17 protein-coding genes are annotated in these 17,854 nt (G+C 51.7%); 4 read left to right on the forward strand and 13 right to left on the reverse strand.

The genetic code is table 11. From position 1 onward, the window contains the following. Positions 1-5 precede the first annotated feature (5 nt). From map to H924_RS08590, 4 genes are read right to left on the reverse strand one after another with little or no spacing between them, the layout of a single operon-like run. Positions 6-890 carry a type I methionyl aminopeptidase gene (map, locus tag H924_RS08575; protein ID WP_029703248.1) on the reverse strand — a complete coding sequence of 295 codons (885 nt, stop codon included), beginning with the start codon at positions 888-890 and terminating at the stop codon, positions 6-8. A 39-nt stretch (positions 891-929) separates the two neighbouring features. Next, positions 930-2,798, reverse strand: coding sequence for a penicillin-binding transpeptidase domain-containing protein (locus H924_RS08580; protein WP_029703250.1), 1,869 nt, complete (start codon positions 2,796-2,798; stop codon positions 930-932). Between the two features lie 55 nt (positions 2,799-2,853). Then, positions 2,854-3,486, reverse strand: a complete 633-nt coding sequence (locus H924_RS08585; protein ID WP_015651566.1) for a response regulator — start codon at positions 3,484-3,486, stop codon at positions 2,854-2,856. After that, positions 3,479-4,612 carry a sensor histidine kinase gene (locus H924_RS08590; protein ID WP_029703253.1) on the reverse strand — a complete coding sequence of 378 codons (1,134 nt, stop codon included), beginning with the start codon at positions 4,610-4,612 and terminating at the stop codon, positions 3,479-3,481. The genes H924_RS08585 and H924_RS08590 overlap by 8 nt, the downstream gene beginning before the upstream one ends. 109 nt (positions 4,613-4,721) lie before the next feature. Here H924_RS08590 and H924_RS08595 point away from each other — a divergent pair, with 109 nt between their 5' ends. Both H924_RS08595 and H924_RS08600 read left to right on the forward strand, forming a co-directional pair. After that, positions 4,722-5,696 carry an FtsX-like permease family protein gene (locus H924_RS08595; RefSeq protein WP_015651568.1) on the forward strand — a complete coding sequence of 325 codons (975 nt, stop codon included), beginning with the start codon at positions 4,722-4,724 and terminating at the stop codon, positions 5,694-5,696. A gap of 52 nt (positions 5,697-5,748) precedes the next feature. Further along, positions 5,749-6,474 carry an ABC transporter ATP-binding protein gene (locus tag H924_RS08600; RefSeq protein WP_015651569.1) on the forward strand — a complete coding sequence of 242 codons (726 nt, stop codon included), beginning with the start codon at positions 5,749-5,751 and terminating at the stop codon, positions 6,472-6,474. Here the strand turns inward: H924_RS08600 and ispG are convergent. The 3 genes from ispG to dxr all read right to left on the reverse strand — a co-directional run bounded on the left by ispG (position 6,464) and on the right by dxr (position 10,216). Beyond that, positions 6,464-7,645 carry a flavodoxin-dependent (E)-4-hydroxy-3-methylbut-2-enyl-diphosphate synthase gene (gene ispG / locus H924_RS08605; RefSeq protein WP_015651570.1) on the reverse strand — a complete coding sequence of 394 codons (1,182 nt, stop codon included), beginning with the start codon at positions 7,643-7,645 and terminating at the stop codon, positions 6,464-6,466. The two genes, H924_RS08600 and ispG, sit on opposite strands and share 11 nt — an antisense overlap. A 140-nt stretch (positions 7,646-7,785) precedes the next feature. Continuing rightward, a complete protein-coding gene (locus H924_RS08610) occupies positions 7,786-9,000 on the reverse strand; it encodes a M50 family metallopeptidase (RefSeq protein WP_015651571.1) in 1,215 nt (404 codons plus the stop codon). 22 nt (positions 9,001-9,022) lie between these two features. After that, positions 9,023-10,216 (reverse strand): 1-deoxy-D-xylulose-5-phosphate reductoisomerase, encoded by a 1,194-nt coding sequence (gene dxr / locus H924_RS08615; RefSeq protein WP_081602482.1) that lies wholly within the window; start codon positions 10,214-10,216, stop codon positions 9,023-9,025. A 182-nt stretch (positions 10,217-10,398) separates the two neighbouring features. On the opposite strand from dxr, the gene H924_RS08620 reads away from it, so the two are divergent. Then, positions 10,399-10,848 carry a DUF2631 domain-containing protein gene (locus H924_RS08620; RefSeq protein ID WP_015651573.1) on the forward strand — a complete coding sequence of 150 codons (450 nt, stop codon included), beginning with the start codon at positions 10,399-10,401 and terminating at the stop codon, positions 10,846-10,848. 56 nt (positions 10,849-10,904) lie between these two features. Here the strand turns inward: H924_RS08620 and H924_RS08625 are convergent, their stop codons facing one another. The 3 genes from H924_RS08625 to rlmN form a co-directional block, all read right to left on the reverse strand. Continuing rightward, positions 10,905-12,488 (reverse strand): hypothetical protein, encoded by a 1,584-nt coding sequence (locus tag H924_RS08625; RefSeq protein WP_015651574.1) that lies wholly within the window; start codon positions 12,486-12,488, stop codon positions 10,905-10,907. Beyond that, positions 12,488-13,318: an ABC transporter ATP-binding protein gene (locus H924_RS08630; RefSeq protein ID WP_015651575.1), complete on the reverse strand. Its 831-nt coding sequence runs from the start codon at positions 13,316-13,318 to the stop codon at positions 12,488-12,490. Before H924_RS08630 ends, H924_RS08625 begins: the two co-directional genes overlap by 1 nt. 158 nt (positions 13,319-13,476) lie before the next feature. After that, positions 13,477-14,586 (reverse strand): 23S rRNA (adenine(2503)-C(2))-methyltransferase RlmN, encoded by a 1,110-nt coding sequence (rlmN, locus tag H924_RS08635; RefSeq protein ID WP_015651576.1) that lies wholly within the window; start codon positions 14,584-14,586, stop codon positions 13,477-13,479. 92 nt (positions 14,587-14,678) lie between these two features. On the opposite strand from rlmN, the gene H924_RS14375 reads away from it, so the two are divergent. Then, positions 14,679-15,134, forward strand: coding sequence for a LapA family protein (locus tag H924_RS14375; protein ID WP_015651577.1), 456 nt, complete (start codon positions 14,679-14,681; stop codon positions 15,132-15,134). Between the two features lie 122 nt (positions 15,135-15,256). On the opposite strand, the gene H924_RS08645 is transcribed toward H924_RS14375, so the two are convergent. From H924_RS08645 to pyrH, 3 genes are all read right to left on the reverse strand, one after another. Then, entirely contained in the window at positions 15,257-16,150 is an 894-nt protein-coding gene (locus H924_RS08645; RefSeq protein ID WP_015651578.1) for a phosphatidate cytidylyltransferase, read from the reverse strand. A gap of 151 nt (positions 16,151-16,301) precedes the next feature. Then, complete coding sequence (gene frr / locus H924_RS08650) at positions 16,302-16,859, reverse strand: ribosome recycling factor (RefSeq protein WP_015651579.1); 558 nt, start codon at positions 16,857-16,859, stop codon at positions 16,302-16,304. Between the two features lie 69 nt (positions 16,860-16,928). Continuing rightward, complete coding sequence (gene pyrH, locus H924_RS08655) at positions 16,929-17,660, reverse strand: UMP kinase (RefSeq protein ID WP_015651580.1); 732 nt, start codon at positions 17,658-17,660, stop codon at positions 16,929-16,931. Positions 17,661-17,854 lie beyond the last annotated feature (194 nt).

Raw genomic sequence — 17,854 nt, forward strand, 5'->3', positions numbered from 1 at the left:
AAGGCTTAGACGCTCTCATCTGGAAGCGTGAGGATCTCATTGCCGTCTTCGGTGATCACAATAGTGTGCTCGAACTGGGCAGAGAATTTGTGGTCCTTGTTTTGCACAGTCCAATCGTCTTCCCAGATCTCATAATCAAGGGAACCCAAGTTGATCATTGGCTCAATAGTCAGAGTCATTCCAGGAACCAGCAGGTCACGGTATTGAGTGTTGTCATAATGCAATACAACTAGCCCATTGTGGAAGGTTGGTCCGATGCCGTGTCCAGTGAAATCTCGAACCACGTTGTAGCCAAAACGCTTGGCATAGGATTCAATAACGCGGCCAATTACGTTGATTTCACGGCCAGGCTTTGCTGCGCGAATTGCTCGCATCATCGCTTCTTCGGTGCGCTCTACCAAGAGACGATGCTCCTCAGAAACGTCGCCAGCAAGGAAGGTAGCATTGCAGTCTCCATGAACTCCATGTTTGAAGGCCGTGACGTCGATGTTAACGATGTCGCCTTCCTCAATCACAGTGGAGGAAGGAATGCCGTGGCACACGATCTCATTGAGGGAGATGCAGGAAGACTTCTGGAAGCCGCGGTAGCCCAAATCGGAAGGATAAGCACCCATATCGCAGGTGTACTCGTGGATAATGCGGTCAATTTCGTCGGTGGTAACACCAGGCTTAACGGCTTCACCAGCGATTTTAAGAGAGTTGGCTGCGATGCGGGAGGTCTCACGCATCGCTTCAATCACCTCAGGGGTTTGTACAAAAGGCTCACCAATGGCCTCTTGGACTTCGTCTTTCCACACATATTCTGGACGTTCGATATGCGCAGGTACCTCCCTAATGGGAGAAAGTTTTCCAGGGACAATCGGTGCACGCAGACTAGACATGTTCCCCATGCTAGTCCCCTCTAATGAAAGCCACGAAAATTGGGAGGTCTATTCGGTAGATTCTGCTGGCACCTCTGCAGGTACTTCTCCTTGTGCCCGCAATTCATCAAGCCGGATGAAGAACTGATCGGTAACAGCAGTTGCTGCCTCAGATCCACCACCGAGCACAACCAAGGTAGCAAACGCGATGTCATCTTCACGGTAACCGGTAAACCACGCGTGGGAGCCCCCGTTAATTTCAGCCTCACCAGTCTTGCCACGAATCTGAGGCCCAGTTTGTTTCATACCGCGCGCAGTACCATCAGTAACAACCGACTGCATCATCGACTGGAGTGAACTTAACACTGCCGGGTCAAGGGGAGGCACGGTGGTACTGGCTTTGGTTTCATGACCAGAAATTAATACTGGAGTAGGAACCTTGCCGGTAGCAGCGGTGGAAGCCACAAGAGCCATGCCAAAGGGGCTCGCCAAGTCGTAGCCCTGGCCGTAGCCGGATTCAGTGCGATCAAGGACTACCTCTCCCTCCGGCACGGAGCCAGTAATGGTATCTAGACCTGGGATTTCATAGTCAATGCCCAGGCCAAATTGCATTGCTACAGTTTTAAGTTGTCCGGGCTGCAATTCAGTAGAGATATTGGCAAAGGTGGTGTTACAGGAATTGGCAAAGGCATCATCTAAGGAGGTATTACCCAGTGAGAAACTGTTATAGTTGGTAACAATGCGGCCATAAATATTCATGGTGCCAGGACACGGAACGATACTGTCTGGACTTAGCCCCTCGTTGGCAAGACCAGCAGCTGCAGTGATGATCTTGAAGGTCGATCCTGGTGGATATTGGCCAGTAAGTGCAACATCGCCGTCTTTGTCAGCTTCTGCAGTTTGAGCGATCGCCAAAATTTCACCGGTTGAGGGGCGCATCGCAACCAGCATGGTTTTATTTCCTGAACGTAGTTCCACTGCTTCTTCGGCTGCTCTTTGCACATCGTAATCCAAACTAATGCGCACACTGGGGGCAAGCTCAGGGGCGTTATAGGCAACATCACTAATAATCGCCCCATTGGAGGTCACAATGGATGCGCGCCAGCCATTGGATCCATCAAGTTCTTCGTCGACAATGTTTCCTACCCGGGAGACAATGTCAGGGGCAAAGGTAGGATCTGTTGCCACCATTGCGGCTTCCTCATTAAAGACCAAACCTGGAATGCCCGCGAGATCCTGTTGCAGCTTCTCCCCTACCTGAGCATTTACTACGGCGAGGGAATAAGTGGAATCACCGAGGTTGCTTAAAACTTGGGCAGTATCAATGCTAGGCACAGTGGCATCATTAGCCCTCGCTGCATCAAGGTCTGCTGCCACACGTTTTACGGCAGATTCTGCATTATCAGCAGCTGCTGGATCGATAAGAATGCGGTAGACACTTCCCGGCGCCAAAATAGGTGCACCATCTGAGGAAATCACATTGGCTCTTTGAGCTTCAATAGAGCGCAATTCCAAATGCTGGTTAGCACCCAATTGTGGGTGCAGCAAAGAAGGTTCCCAACGCACTGTCCATTCATTATCCATTTTGGTCAGTGTCATGGTGGCTTCATATTGCAGCTCACGATCACGTGGCAAATCCCAGTTCACAGCGTATTTCGCAGTGGCAATTGTGTCCCGGGAATCAACCGACTCCAGGGTTAATTCCACGCCCTCCGCTTGCAAACCAGTAAAGGTACTTTCCAAAGCTGTGGTGGTGGTATCTGCTTGGTCGCTGATTTCGGAGATAGTCTCATAATCTTGCGCTGCCCAGGCACTAAGAAATTCTTGGGCAACTGGATCAGCGGTTTTCGGCCGCGGGGTGCACGCACTAAGTCCACTGACGGTGATGGTCGCCGTCACGCAGAATGCCAATAATGACTTGCGCTGTGACTTGTTCATGGCAGCATATTAACAACCCACTCGGACATAAACTGGCACCCACTCCGCAAAGCAGTTAAATGATGCCCCGCTGCTTCGCTTCTGCCACCGCCGCAGTGCGGGAAGTGACATCCAATTTATTAAAAACATGGCCCATATGACTTTTAACCGTCGCCTCCGTGAGCACCAGTTTCTTGGCAATTTCCCTATTACTCTTACCTTCAGAGACCAGTAGCAGTACCTCCAATTCACGGGGACTCAGCGCTGTCATGGGGTTATTCATGCGCCCCATGATTTTGCTGGCAACCTGCCTGGATAGGACGGATTCTCCTCGGGCAGCATCGCGGATTCCGGTAATAAGTTCCTCAGGTGAGCTATCTTTAAGCAAATACCCCACTGCACCTGCAGAAACAGCTCCGACAACATCGCCATCGGTGGAATAGTTGGTTACCACCAAAACCTGTGGCGGGTTCTCTAGAGCTCTAAGCTGGCGGGTAGCTTCCACACCTGCAGCTTGGGTATTGCTGGGTGAATCACCAAAGCGCAGATCCATAAGAACCACATCTACCCCGCCTTGAGCTGCAATTTTAATGGCCTCGGCGGGGCTGCCCACCATATCGACAATGTGGAAATCAGCTTCGGCGCTAATCAAGGAAGCCAACCCGGCGCGCACCACGGGGTGGTCGTCGGCAAGCAAAATTCTAATCATTGTTGGTCCTTTCGAGGTGGGGAATGCACACAGAAATACCAGTACCAACTCCCGGTGCCGTTTCGATTGTGAGGGTACCGCCGTATTTTTCCGCACGTCCCTGTGCCGTGGGCAATCCTACTGAGCTTTGACGCCTCACTTCGGCTGCAGCAAATCCAATGCCATCGTCCAATACATCAAGCAGCACTTGATCAGGTTGATAAGTGAGGGTCATTTTGGCATGTTCCGCGCGAGAATGGCGCAGGACATTTCCCACCAGTGTTTGAGCAATTCGCACAATATCGGCTTCCATTTGATCAGGAATTTGTCTTGCGGTCCCATCAACGGCAAAGCTCATGCGCTCCCCCATTGGCGTATTAGCCGCTACTCGGGCCAAGGCGACTGGCAGCGTTGCTCCTACCAAAGGATGTGGTTGCAGGGCTGCAATAATATTGCGGGTTTCTGCAAGGTTATCCGCAGTGGTGTGCCTCGCTAATTGAATTTGCGCCAGGGCTTGCGGGTCAGTTACGCGCTTTTCCGCAGCATGCAGCAGCATTTGAATCGAAGATAGCCCCTGCGCCACCGTATCGTGAATTTCGCCCGCTATGCGGGCTCTTTCTGCCAACTCGCCGGCGCTTTTCGACGCCCGGATCGCCGCGGTGCGCGCGTCGACAAGCTCCTTTAAGGTGGTTGCCAATAACTGAAAACAAGTACCCAGGATCCAAGCCACTGCGGCGCCCAAGATGGGGCCGGTGACCACGCCGATGGAGAAACCGAGGTGCATGGCCAGGCTGCCGATGGCGATGGCTGTGATCGCCGCGATGATTAGTGCAGAGCGCAACGGTGTGGTGTGCATAACGATGATAAAGAACATTGGAAAGGCCAGGTAGGCAGGTTCTGGGCCGTCCCAAATAAGACCCACCCAGATCAGGCATAGGAGTCCAATCCAGATGAGGCGATGGTTGCTAAAGGGGCCACGGGGAACAAAGCCCAGCAGATAAACCACTGCGTAGGCGCCTGCTAAGAGCCACATGCCCCAATGGTCGGCTCGCCACATCACCAAGATCAGCAGCACTGCAATAAGCAGATGTAAGCCCCAGGTTAGAACGGATTCAATACGGCTAAGGGTCATTTGGCTGGTGCTCACAGATTCAACCTAGTCGATGAAAGGGCGATCCCGAATCCGACTTAGGTCGGAGTCAGAGTATCGACTCCAGCCCGATTTTTAGCAGGTTCAAAAAGGAGAGACTTGAAATATGTTTCAAGGAATTAAAGAACTCTCCGCAGCGAAGGGTCGCACGCTGCTCATCACCATTACGGTCGGACTCATTGCCATCATGGTCACCTTCCTCTCCTCGCTCACCGCGGGGCTCAGCCATCAATCTGTTTCTGCCTTGCAATATCTTGCAGGTGATAAGGATCTAGTGCTCGCTGATTCAGGCTCTACTTCCCTTTCCGCTTCTACTCTTGATTCCGCCGCCTCTGCACAATTGGAACAAGCTGGCGCACAGCCACTATGGCAGCTTCGTGATCGTTTAGGCGATACTCCGGTCATGGTGTTAAATTCCCCGGATCTTAAACCTGGTGAGATTTCCCTGCCGGCTGAAATTGATAGCACCCAAGCCCTGGCACAATTTGGTGCCGAAGCTGCCGTAAATACCTCCAATGACCTCTATCTAGATCACCTACCTGTGGTTTTGCTAAATACCGATGACCTCAGTGCGCTGGCTCAGACCCGCGGAGTGCAGGGTCCAGCCGCTGCCTTTATTGATTCTGCAAACACTGAATTGCCCAGCGGAACAATTGCTTTGGAAGGTAAGGATCGCTGGCAGGCATCTGCCTCCTACCAGGGCGAAAAGATGGCCTTGAATCTCATGATCCTAATGTTGTACATCATTTCCGGGCTAGTCCTAGGCGCTTTCTTTATGGTGTGGACTATTCAGCGACTGCGCGGTATCGCCATTTCCAGTGCACTCGGTGCTGCCCGCCGCGTTCTTATTGCAGATGCAATTGGCCAGGCACTGATCGTGCTGGCCATCGGAATTGTTGTCGGTGTCTCCTTCACCATTGCGCTAGCACTTGGTCTAGGTAATGCACTGCCAGTTGTCATCTCTGCCGCCACCACCCTCTACCCCGCACTAATTTTGGCCGCTTGTGGACTTGTTGGCGCAGCGCTTTCCTTGGGCCCCATCTTGCGTATCGAACCCCGCAGTGCACTTATGAGCGCTTAATTCTCCAGCACAAACCCCGCATAACCCCAGCTCAAAAGAAAGAAAAACCACCATGTCTTTAACAGCCAAAAATATCAGCCTGACCGTCGCCGATGGCACCAATTCCCGCACTTTGCTCAATAATGTGTCTTTGGATATTAAATCCGGCGAAGTTGTTGGCATTGTTGGACCATCTGGCTCTGGTAAATCCACTCTCTTGGGAGTGCTGGGATGTTTGCAGGACGCAGATGCCGGCACTGCAATTCTGGAGACTGCCACCTCTTCGGTAGACCTGCTCAATCTGAAAAATGCGCAGCAGGCTGCGTTATTGCGACGTGAACACATTGGCATTGTGTTCCAGCAGCCTAATCTTTTGCCATCGCTTCGGGTTATTGATCAGCTCATGCTGATTCCACATTTGGGCCGCGTGCTTCCACTTAGCCGCTCCACTAAGAAGCGTGCTGAAGCTAAGGCATTGGAGCTTTTGTCAGCCATTGGGCTGCCAAATATTGCCAAGCGCAAAGTAGGTGAACTTTCCGGTGGTCAGCAGGCGCGCGTTAACCTCGCGCGAGCGCTCATGAATGAGCCAGACCTTTTGCTTGTCGACGAACCAACCGCTGCGCTTGATCAACATTCAGCCCGCGAGATCACTCAGTTAATTGTGTCTATGGCTCATGAGTTTTCGGCAGCAACCCTCTATGTCAGCCATGACATGGAACAAATTAAAGCACTCGACCGCTATATCGAACTAGTCGACGGTCGAGTGCTTGATCAAGAGAAGGTTGGAGCTACTTTGTAACCTTTACTTCTGCTTTCATTCCTTGTGCGTTGGCAGCTGCGAGGACCTCTGGGTCCATCTCTTCTGCCAGGCGCATTGCCTCTTCAATAAGGGTCTGCACGATCTGAGATTCAGGGACAGTCTTAACAACCTCGCCCTTAACAAAGATCTGACCCTTGCCATTGCCAGAAGCAACGCCAAGGTCAGCGTCGCGAGCTTCGCCTGGGCCGTTAACAACACAGCCCATTACAGCAACACGCAATGGAACTTCCATGCCATCAAGTGCCTCGGTGACCTCTTCAGCCAAGGAATACACATCAACCTGGGCACGGCCACAGGAAGGGCAGGAAACGATTTCCAGCTTGCGAGGACGCAGGTTCAAAGACTGTAGAATCTGGTCTCCAACCTTGATTTCCTCAACTGGATCGGCAGAGAGGGAAACACGGATGGTATCGCCAATGCCCTGGGACAACAGTGCACCAAAGGCTACGGAAGACTTGATGGTGCCCATGAACTTTGGACCAGCTTCGGTAACGCCCAGGTGTAGTGGGTAATCGCTAACTTCAGCTAGCTGACGGTAAGCCTCAACCATAAGAACTGGGTCAGAGTGCTTAACGGAGATAGCGATATCACCAAAACCGTGCTCTTCAAAGAGGCTGGCTTCCCACAGTGCAGATTCAACCAAAGCCTCTGGGGTGGCCTTGCCGTTGTACTTATCTAGGATGCGCTTATCCAGGGAACCGCCGTTAACACCGATTCGGATTGGGATATTCGCAGCGCCAGCAGCCTTAGCTACTTCTTGCACACGGCCATCAAATTCCTTGATATTGCCGGGGTTCACACGCACAGCTGCACAACCTGCATCAATAGCAGCGAAGATGTACTTAGGCTGGAAGTGAATATCTGCAATCACTGGGATTGGAGACTTCTTGGCAATAATTGGCAGTGCTTCAGCGTCCACAGTCTTTGGACAAGCCACGCGCACAATATCGCAGCCTGAAGCGGTGAGCTGAGCAATCTGCTGCAGGGTTGCGTTGATGTCATGGGTCTTGGTGGTGGTCATGGACTGTACCGAGATGGGGTAATCAGAACCAACGCCTACCTTGCCCACCATTAGCTGGCGAGTCTTGCGACGAGGCGCCAAAACTGGTGGTGGAGTTGGAGGAAGGCCAAGGCCAATTGGGGTAGACAAGTTACATGCTCCTAGAAGTGGCAGTGGCGACCAGAGGTTTCCTGTGCCCTGCCGGAAAATGTTCTGGGTGAAAGTCAGTTATGTGAAAAGTGTATCACCGACTTCGAGTCCAACCATTTCCAGCAGCTCACAATTCCCCGCTAGCCGAAAAGTCGAATGGGATTCACAATATCTGCCACAATCACCAGGCCACCGACTGTCATCAAGATGGCAGCAACAGTAACGGTGATGGGCATTAGTTTGGTGTAGTCAGCAGGACCCGCAGGTGCCAGGCCACGCATCTTGCGGAAGAGGTCTCGTACCTTTTCATAAAGCACCACGGCAATATGTCCACCATCAAGAGGTGGCAGTGGAACCAGGTTAAACAGGGCAAGGAAGAAGTTTAGGCTGGCCAGCATCATGAGAAACATGTCCCACATGGAGCGCTCAACAAATTCGCCACCAATACGCGATGCACCAACCACACTCATGGGGCTTTCCACATCACGCTCAGCACCAAAGATAGATGCGACAACACCCGGGATCTTAGCGGGGAATTCTTTCAGTCCTTCCAAAGTGGACTGCAACATATCACCGCTAAATTGTGCAGTTGCCCCTAAACCTTCCACTGGGCCATATTTTTTATACACATCAGTAGGCGGCAGGCTGGTCATACCAACGGCACCAACTGTTACTTCGCTGCCATCAGTTGTCAGTCGAGTTACTTCCGCCACCTGCAGGTCGACGTCGAAAAGCTCCCCCTCGCGCTCAACGGTCAAGGTCGCAGTTTGGCCCGGCAGGCTCATAACAGCATCGCGGACCGCGGTGAAGTCCGCGGTTTCCTCACCGTTGACGGCCAGGATGCGGTCGCCAGATTTAATGCCGGCCTCACCCGCTGGGCCGACACCGGTACAGCTGGAAAGCTCAGTTTGGGAAAGCTGGGTGGCCGGGACACACTGCACGGTGTCCACAGTTGCGGTGGTATCCACATTGGGGTTGGGAATTCCCGAGCTCACGGCTACGGCATAAAGCACCAAAAAGCCGATAATAACGTTCATAATTACGCCGCCGGAGAGCACAATAATGCGCTGCCACCAGGGCTTTAGGTACATAGCACGGGCCTGATCGGCGGGATCAAGCTCATCTTGGGCGGTCATTCCAGCAATGTCACAAAAACCGCCCACCGGCACAGCTTTGAGGCCATAAACAGTCTCACCACGCTGTTTAGAATAAATGGTGGGCCCAAAGCCGATGAAGAAGCGACGCACTTTCATACCGAAAGCCTTCGCCGTGATGTAGTGCCCCCACTCGTGAAGTGCAATTGTTAAAGCGATGCCGAGAAAAAACAGTACGACACCAAAAAGATAGGCTGCCACGAGAGGGAAGCTCCTTCATTTTCTATTTTGTAGTGATGGCCAAACGATCGATCAAAGCATTGGCACGCAGGCGCGCTTCAGTTTCCGTGGCCAGAATCTCGTCGACGTTTGAGGGTACACCAGCAAACTGAGAAGCTCCTTGGAGGACCTCATCGACAACATCAACAATTTGCGGGAAACGAATCCTCCCATTCAGGAACGCAGCAGCTGCTTCCTCATTCGCCGCATTATAAATTGCCGGATAAGTACCTTTTTGCTTTGCGACGTCCCGAGCCAGTTGCACGGCAGGGAAAGCACGGGAGTCAACGGGTTCAAAAGTCCAGGAAAACGCTTGACTAAAGTCAAGCGCCGGCTGCGCCTCTGGAACCCGGTGTGGCCAGTCCAACGCTAAGGCAATGGGCAACTTCATCGAAGGTGGTGAAGCCTGCGCAATGGTCGCTCCATCTTTAAAAGTGATCATTGAGTGAATGATGGACTGCGGATGCACAGTGACATCAATGAGATCAGCATCGGTATCAAAAAGCAGCGTTGCTTCGATGAGCTCTAATCCCTTATTAATTAATGTCGCAGAATTTAGAGTATTCATCTGCCCCATTGCCCAAGTTGGGTGCGCGGCAGCTTGCTGCGGGGTTACCTCCCACATTTGCTCGCGCGTCCAGCCACGGAAAGGGCCACCTGAGGCTGTCAGCACAATGCGTGCGACCTCTGCTGAGGTACCTGCGCGCAGGCATTGCGCCATAGCTGAATGTTCAGAATCCACCGGAATAATCTGCCCGGGTTTTGCCTGCGAGATCACATAATCACCGCCGGCTACCAGCGATTCTTTATTAGCAAGAGCCAGATAAGCGCCAGATTTCAAGGTGGCAAGCGTAGCTGCGAGACCTAAGGAACCGACCAAAGCATTAAGGACAGTATCCGCCGAGGTTTCTTCCACCAAGATTCTGGCAGCATCTGCCCCGCTGATAACTTCCCCACCCAGGGCTGCACTGATCTCGCGGGCTGCTTGTTCTTGTGCCACGGCTACCTGTTGTGGCTGTAGTCCAAGAGTGCGTGCTTGTTCAATAATTAGCGCTGGATTTGAACCGCCGGCTGCGATGCCAACAACCTCAAAAAGCTGTGGATTATCTGCGATAACTTCCAAAGCTTGGGTTCCGATGGACCCGGTACTACCTAAGATGAGAATTTTTTTAGTCACGACATCTATTCTTACACCCATTTGGGGCAATCCAAAGTGATGTGATTGGGCGCTTTTCCTGCTTAATGCACTATTGCTCGGGTGAGTTTTCGCTTGACCGCGATAAATGTGAGAATATAGAGAAAGTTAAACAAGTTCTGTAGGTGCGCACGCGATTCTCCAGGTCCTGGATCGAATTGGGTACGCGAATAAAGGAGTATGACGTGGCTGGTTCCTCCCACACGATTGAGCCCGAGATCTACCGCGGTGTATCCACCCTTGACGAGCCTTCGGCTGCCTGGGGCTGGCATGGTCTGAAGCGCCAAACCACTCAGATCGCTGGCTGGATCTCCGTGTTGTTCCTACTTGGATACCACTTTGGTAACCACAAGGGTCACGTTGAGACCATTTGGCTCACCGTAATCACTGTCCTGCTTGTCATCGGCTTGCTGATCCACCTTTTCGAGCCAAAGCTTTCACAGGTTCGCACCGTCACGGCTCGTAACAAACCTGTTGGTCACGTTGAACCTGACTGGACCTACGACCAGTCCACCCTGACCGGCACCTGGGGTAACCTTTCCGATGCCCAGCTGCGCTCCATCAACGTTGCTCCAGAGCGCGTTGCCCACCTGCGTAGCGTTGATGCTGATTCCTCCAAGGAACTGCACAACTAAGTTCTTTAAATAGAATGAGGCGGACCGAAAATAATCGGTTCGCCTCATTTTTGGTTTTATGACACCGGGGTTTTCACCTTCTCAAAAATCTCCGGCAGCCTCTGCTCCACTCTGCGTTGGCACACTCTAATAATTGCCAGGTAAGTCAGCGCTGGAATCAGCACTGCCAAGCTTTGGCCCAGAATTAACATCCAGCTGATGTCTTGCCGATACCCAAAGAAGCTCAGCAAAATTCCGGGAAGCGAGGGAATCCAGCCCAAGAAGAGTGATCCGAAAGCTCCTACAAATGCTGCGGCGGAATATCCACTGCGATCACCCCAGGGGCTGGTGCCTGGTTTAGCTGTGGCATAGGGGTTGAAGGTTGTCATCAGCAAAGACGTTCCCGCCGTGGAAAATAGAATGCCCAGCGCGATAATTGCAATCACTGCTGTTAAAGAATTATTTTGGGCAATGACAAACACAATGGGAATGTATGCCAAGAAGATTAGAGCGCCAGGCAGCATTGAAGCCCAGTGCCTAGCCAGGAGCAATTTCTTGACCGGCACCCCGGAGACCATATTTAGCCAAGTAGCAGGGCCGTCATAGCCAAAATCATTAGTAGCCAGCACACCAGAAAATGCTGCCAATAAGATAAAACCAAAATAGACCATCGTCGAATCAATAGTGATTCCTTGAAAAGCAAAGATCACCGCAAAAACTGGCAGCATAATCAGTGATGCGAGCAGTCTGGAATCCCGCACTAAATAACGCAGCGCGCGGGAGAAAACTGCACCTGCTGGTGACCACGCAATTCCAGGTAGAAAGAGAACCTTCTTACCGTCCTGCTGTTTTTGATCTTTGCTTGCACGATTACTGCCGCCTTGATCAAGCGGTGCAATTAGCCCGCCACGAATCAAAGCAATCCATGCCCAGATTCCAAGGGCAACATAGGCACAGGCCAAAACTGTGAGGGTGATGGCCTCTATCCAGTTGTGGTGAGCCGTTGCTTCAATAGCGCCAGCCGCTGCACCCAAAGGTGTCCATTTGGCAATATCGCCAAAAACTTCAAGGCGCCCTAAAGAACCCGAGCCAATAAGCAGGTTGTAGCCGATGATGACGATGACAAATCCGATTGAGGCAATCAGACTCATTCTTTCTTTGCTGATTCTAGAAGATGAGCTCGAAGCCATCAGGCTGGTGATTTCTCCCAGCGTCAAAGTGGTTAACAAGGACACTGCCAACATGATCCAAATTAGCGGAATCAGCGCTGCCGAATAAAAGATACTTGCTACAACTGCAGTGGTGATTGTAGAGATTACGGCGATAATTCCCCGTGATTGCATCAGGGTGCTGATGGCAAAACCTGGCAATAGTTCCATGGGCTTTAGGGGCATCGTGGAAAAGGAGGACACTTGCAATTGTCCTTCTCCTGAAGGCCACATTATTGCTGCAACAACATAGGCAAGCATGCCAGTTGCTACTACCCCAGCCAGTACACCTTGTTTATCTTCCTGGAGGCCCAAAGCCAACATGGCACTTAAGCCAATAAGACCAATCAAACTGTAGATGCTGATGAAGATGATCATCGTGATTACAGCACCATTTCCTTTGATGCTGCGCTTCCACAAGGTGGCCTGGAGTTTTAATAACGTGGAGGTCATTATTTTTCTCCCCCACCCAACCAGGCGAGGCTGCCCTCTGCCAATGCAGCGCCGCCTACAATATCGACAAAAAGGTCGGTAAGAGACTTTTCCGAAGGAATGTCCTTAACGTGGGAAGCTAATTCAACGACACCCTTGTTGATAATCGCTACGTGATCACATAGCCCTTCCACCAATTCCATCACGTGGGAGCTGAGCACTACAGTGCCACCTGCGGCAGCGAAATTACGCAAGATTTGTTGAATAAGACGCCCTGAAACAGGATCTACAGCCTCCAAAGGTTCGTCTAGGATCAATACTTTGGGATTATGCAACAGGGCTTGAGCTAGCAAAATTTTCTTGGTCATGCCCGCCGAGTAGTCGACGATGCGCTTATCCCCCGCCTCAGCAAGCCCTAGCGCCTCTAACAGCTCGGCACTGCGAAGCTGGACCACATCCTCGTCTAATCCACGTAAGGCTCCCACATAGGTGAGCAATTCCCTGCCGGAGAGACGATCAAAAATAGGCAAACCATCTGCCAATAAACCCATTGCCTTCTTTGCTTCTAAGGGTTCATCCCACACATTTGCGCCTGCAATCCAGGCACTGCCTTTAGTTGGCCGCAAAAGCCCAGTAGCCATGGATAACATCGTGGTCTTACCTGCACCATTGGGCCCGACGATGCCGTAGATGGCGCCGATTGGAATATCAAGGAAAATATTATCGACGACCACCGTCCCGTTGTATTCCTTGGTGAGCCCGCGCAAGGCCACTGCTTGGGTACTCGGATCTACGGGGCAGACCTTTGTATCCTCTTGATTAGTTTTTGAGGTCGGCGGAGTATCAGTCACTTTGGTTCTCCTTTGAGCTGTATTGTGCAGGTTTTCGCCATTGCGAGAACTATCGGTTTCGACTCGACGCTACCAGAAGAAAAATAGTGGTTCATGGAGTTTATGGAAAAGTAATAGGCCTATCCCCCAAGAGGGATAGGCCTATTTATGAAGCTTTATTATTTTTGTTCTGCAGTTTCCTCGGCAGCCAGCTGACCACAAGCAGCCGCAATCTCTTGGCCCTTAGTATCACGAACGGTACAAGGAACACCCTTGGCAATAACACGACGAACAAACTCGTCCTGGCGTGCCTTTGGAGCAGCATCCCACTGGGAACCTGGAGTTGGGTTAAGAGGGATGAGGTTGACGTGAACTCGGGAACCCAAAGCCTTGTGTAGCTTCTCGCCGAGCATATCTGCACGCCAGTCCTGGTCATTAACATCGCGAATGAGTGCGTACTCAATGGAGACACGACGTCCAGACTTATCTGCGTAATAGCGCGCAGCATCCAACACCTCAGCAACAGACCAACGATTGTTAACCGGCACGAGGGTGTCGCGCAATTCATCATCAGGAGTATGCAAAGACACTGCGAGAGTCACGGACATCTCTTCGTCGGCAAGCTTCCTGATTGCAGGCGCCAAGCCGACAGTGGAGACGGTGACACTGCGCTGAGAGATTCCGAAGCCCTGTGGGGAGGGCTGAGTAATCTGACGGACTGCAGAGACCACACGCTTGTAGTTGGCTAGTGGCTCGCCCATACCCATGAACACCACGTTGGAAAGGCGACCGCCTTCTGCCTGCATGGTGGCCGCAGCGTTGCGAACCTGATCGACAATCTCACCGATGGAGAGGTTACGATCTAGTCCACCCTGGCCGGTTGCACAGAATGGACACGCCATGCCACAACCCGCCTGGGAGGAGATACACAGCGTGGAGCGATCGCGGTAGCGCATCAGCACAGATTCCAGCAGGGTGCCGTCGTGCAGCTTCCACAGTGTCTTCTGCGTTTGATCATCATCGGTCTGGATGACTTTCAAAGGCTCCATCAAGGTTGGGAAAAGAGCATTCTTGACTTCTTCACGGGCACTTTCCGGAAGATCTGTCATTGTTGTTGGGTCAGCCTCAAGACGGCCATAGTAATGGCGAGCAATTTGATCGAGGCGGAACTTGGGAAGTCCGAGCTCTTTGAGAGCCTCAATGCGGGCCTCATTAGTAAGGTCAGCAAAGTGAGCCGGGGGCATGCCGCGCTTCGGAGCGTTAAAAACCAGGGGTACAGGTGTAGCCATAATGTCCCTATTCTTTCAGATGTTATGGAATTGTTGAACTTGAATTTGGCCAATAAGTGGCGAAACTTGCGTCTGGCTAGTTCAATGGCTGTATGAGCAATAAACCAGTGGAACCTACTGCGTCCCATTCACAAGACCTTCCCACCGGTTTTGACCCAGCGTATGCGGGTAACGGTGAGTACAACGAGTTTGAAGCTCAAGAAATTTCAACAAACACAGAAGTGTCTGCAAACACACCAGCCATTCGTGAAGAGATCGACCACTCTCAGACTAAAAAGCAGCAAGAAGTGGCATCCGGCAAGACCGTAGCGGGTGGAACTTGGGTGGCTTTGATCATTGGTGCAATCCTACTCATTGGACTTCTGATCTTCATCATGCAAAATCAGACCAGCGTAGAGCTTAATCTCTTTGCTTGGTCCTTCCAATTCCCAGCCGGAATCGGATTCCTGCTTGCTGCTGTCACCGGAGCCTTAATTATGGCTTTGGTCGGTGGCGTTCGCATGTTTGAATACCGTCGCCAGATCAAGAAGCTGCGCAAATCACTCTAAACAGTTTCTGCTAGTTTTTCCCACATAAAAAGTGGCGTTGTACTTTAAATCCTCATAATTGGAGGAAACAAGTACAACGCCACTTTCATTTGTTTAGTTAGGCAATTTGCGGTGATCCAACTCTATACCGGATAGGAGCTGCTGACCACGCTCAAAATCAACCAGGTGACCATCGCTGCTGGCAGCATTCCATCGAGGCGGTCCATGATGCCACCGTGTCCGGGCAGCAAATTGGACATATCCTTGATACCCAAATCACGTTTGAATTGAGACTCGACGAGGTCGCCCAGAGTTGCGCACACCACGAGTGCGCAACCAAGGATTACTCCCAGCCACCAATGATGCTCCAATAAGAAGTGCACGTTCAATGCACCAGTTAACGCGCCCAAAGCGATGGAGCCAGCAAATCCTTCCCATGACTTCTTTGGGCTAACCAAAGGTGCCATTGGATGGGCGCCAAAAAATACGCCGGCTGCGTAGCCACCAACATCGGAACCAACTACGCACAGCATAAAGGTCAAGATGAAGAAAGTGCCTGGTACATTGTTGTTTTCCATAAGCGAGAGCATCGCTGCAAAACTGCCAAAGAGTGGAATCCAGGTCAGGACAAAAATGCCGACGGAAGTATCTCGCAAATAATTGCGAGCCTCTTTATCTGCGCCATTATAAAAAATGCGGAAGTACATTAGAACCAAGACGGTGGCGACATATGAAGCCAAGATGCCAACTGTGCCAAGTGGCCACGACGCCCAAACAATTGCTTGTCCACCAATAAGCATGATGAGCATGGGCAAGTGATAGCCGCTTTCTTTAAGTCGGCTTCCTACTTCCCAGGTACCAGCGGCGACTGCACCTGCAACAACGATGTACCAACCCCATGGGCTGAGGATAATTCCCAAGAGAACCAAAATGGCCAAACCAATGCCGACTCCGACTGCGGCCTTTAGATTCCTGCCCGCATTGTTTTTGGGTTTGGGCATCCTCATGGACCGGTGATGTTGCTCCGGTTCACTCATGGGTTCTCCTTGATGTTGGGGTCAATCTCACTTCGATGTTGCCAGCTTTGTGCCTGCGCTGCTGGGCAACGATCGTAAACAGAAGAAAGCGTCGTTCCTCCGCCAGGTTGACGATGAAACGACGTTTTCATTTTCAAACCAATGTCCGTCTTTAGACGTCCATCAATTCCTTTTCCTTCTTTGCTACGACTTCATCAACCTGCTCGACAAAACGTGCGGTCACCTTGTCTAGCTCTTTTTCTGCCGCCTGGACTTCGTCCTCGCCAGCGTCGCCATCTTTTTGTAGCTTCTTCAGCTGGTCCATGCCCTTGCGGCGCACGTTGCGGATAGCGATCTTTCCGTCTTCGCCCTTGGACTTAGCCATCTTGACCATTTCCTTACGGCGCTCTTCGGTGAGCTGTGGGATGGTCACGCGCAGTACCTGGCCATCATTGGTGGGGTTAACACCGAGGTCAGAGTTACGGATTGCGTTCTCGATGACCTGCATTGAGCTCATCTCATAAGGCTTGATGAGCAGCATGCGTGGTTCTGGAACGGAGATGGAAGACATCTGAGTAATTGGGGTGGGAGTACCGTAGTACTCTGCCATCACGCCATTAAACATAGATGGGTTGGCACGGCCGGTGCGGATGGTGGTGAGGTCATCGCGGGTGTGCTCAACGGAAGAGGTCATGCGCTCTTCAGCTTCAAAAAGGATCTCATCAATCATAAATTTTTGCTCCTGTGCTCTCGCAGCTGAGACTTCCTGCGGAAGCCTTAGTGTTATATATGTAATCTATCAGGACTCGACAAGAGTACCGATACGTTCGCCATTAACTGCACGGGCAATGTTGCCCTCAGTAAGCAGGTTAAAGACAAGGATTGGCATCTTATTGTCCATGCAGAGACTGAATGCGGTAGCGTCAGCGACCTTTAGACCCTTTTCGATTACTTCCTTTGGAGTGATCTCGGTGAATAGCTCCGCATCTGGGTTGGTGCGAGGGTCATCGCTATAAACACCATCAACTGCCTTAGCCATCAACAACACATCACAGCCGATCTCGAGGGCTCGCTGTGCAGCGGTGGTATCGGTGGAGAAATATGGCATACCCATACCTGCACCGAAGATAACTACACGTCCCTTTTCCAAGTGGCGCTCTGCACGCAGTGGCAAATAAGGCTCTGCAACCTGCGCCATGTTAATTGCGGTCTGTACACGGCACTCAACGCCATGCTGACCCAGGAAGTCCTGAAGCGCGAGGCAGTTCATTACAGTGCCCAGCATGCCCATGTAGTCAGAGCGAGCGCGATCCATGCCACGCTGCTGCAGCTCTGCGCCACGGAAGAAGTTGCCGCCACCAATAACGACGGCGATTTCTGCACCGCCCTTAGCAACTTCAGCGATTTGCTTGGCGACGTTGTCTACAACGTCAGGGTCGATTCCGACTTTTCCACCACCAAACATTTCACCTCCGAGCTTCAACATCACTCGTTTAAAGCCGGTACGGGGTTGTTCACTCGAGGTGGTCACCGTGGTGTTCTCCTTCGGTAGGGGTATTAGCAGCCGCTTAAATCGGCAGGAGGTACTCCGCAATATTCTGAGGTACAGAATTTATCGACGAAGCATCCCTATTCCTGGATTCCGATCTTACATCGACCTGTTAGATCGCTGCGACAAGACTTGGCTATTCTCAAATTTTCTTGGTTTTAGAGCCACCGTCACAC

This window comes from Corynebacterium callunae DSM 20147, assembly GCF_000344785.1.
GTDB classification, from domain to species: Bacteria; Actinomycetota; Actinomycetes; order Mycobacteriales; family Mycobacteriaceae; genus Corynebacterium; species Corynebacterium callunae.

Excerpts from the sequence above, each read along its gene's own strand:
- map (WP_029703248.1), bottom strand. The coding sequence starts at position 890 with ATGGGGAACATGTCTAGTCTGCGTGCACCGATTGTCCCTGGAAAACTT.
- H924_RS08580 (WP_029703250.1), bottom strand. The coding sequence starts at position 2,798 with ATGAACAAGTCACAGCGCAAGTCATTATTGGCATTCTGCGTGACGGCG.
- H924_RS08585 (WP_015651566.1), bottom strand. The coding sequence starts at position 3,486 with ATGATTAGAATTTTGCTTGCCGACGACCACCCCGTGGTGCGCGCCGGG.
- H924_RS08595 (WP_015651568.1), top strand. The coding sequence starts at position 4,722 with ATGTTTCAAGGAATTAAAGAACTCTCCGCAGCGAAGGGTCGCACGCTG.
- H924_RS08600 (WP_015651569.1), top strand. The coding sequence starts at position 5,749 with ATGTCTTTAACAGCCAAAAATATCAGCCTGACCGTCGCCGATGGCACC.
- dxr (WP_081602482.1), bottom strand. The coding sequence starts at position 10,216 with ATGGGTGTAAGAATAGATGTCGTGACTAAAAAAATTCTCATCTTAGGT.
- H924_RS08625 (WP_015651574.1), bottom strand. The coding sequence starts at position 12,488 with ATGACCTCCACGTTATTAAAACTCCAGGCCACCTTGTGGAAGCGCAGC.
- rlmN (WP_015651576.1), bottom strand. The coding sequence starts at position 14,586 with ATGGCTACACCTGTACCCCTGGTTTTTAACGCTCCGAAGCGCGGCATG.
- H924_RS14375 (WP_015651577.1), top strand. The coding sequence starts at position 14,679 with ATGAGCAATAAACCAGTGGAACCTACTGCGTCCCATTCACAAGACCTT.
- H924_RS08645 (WP_015651578.1), bottom strand. The coding sequence starts at position 16,150 with ATGAGTGAACCGGAGCAACATCACCGGTCCATGAGGATGCCCAAACCC.
- frr (WP_015651579.1), bottom strand. The coding sequence starts at position 16,859 with ATGATTGATGAGATCCTTTTTGAAGCTGAAGAGCGCATGACCTCTTCC.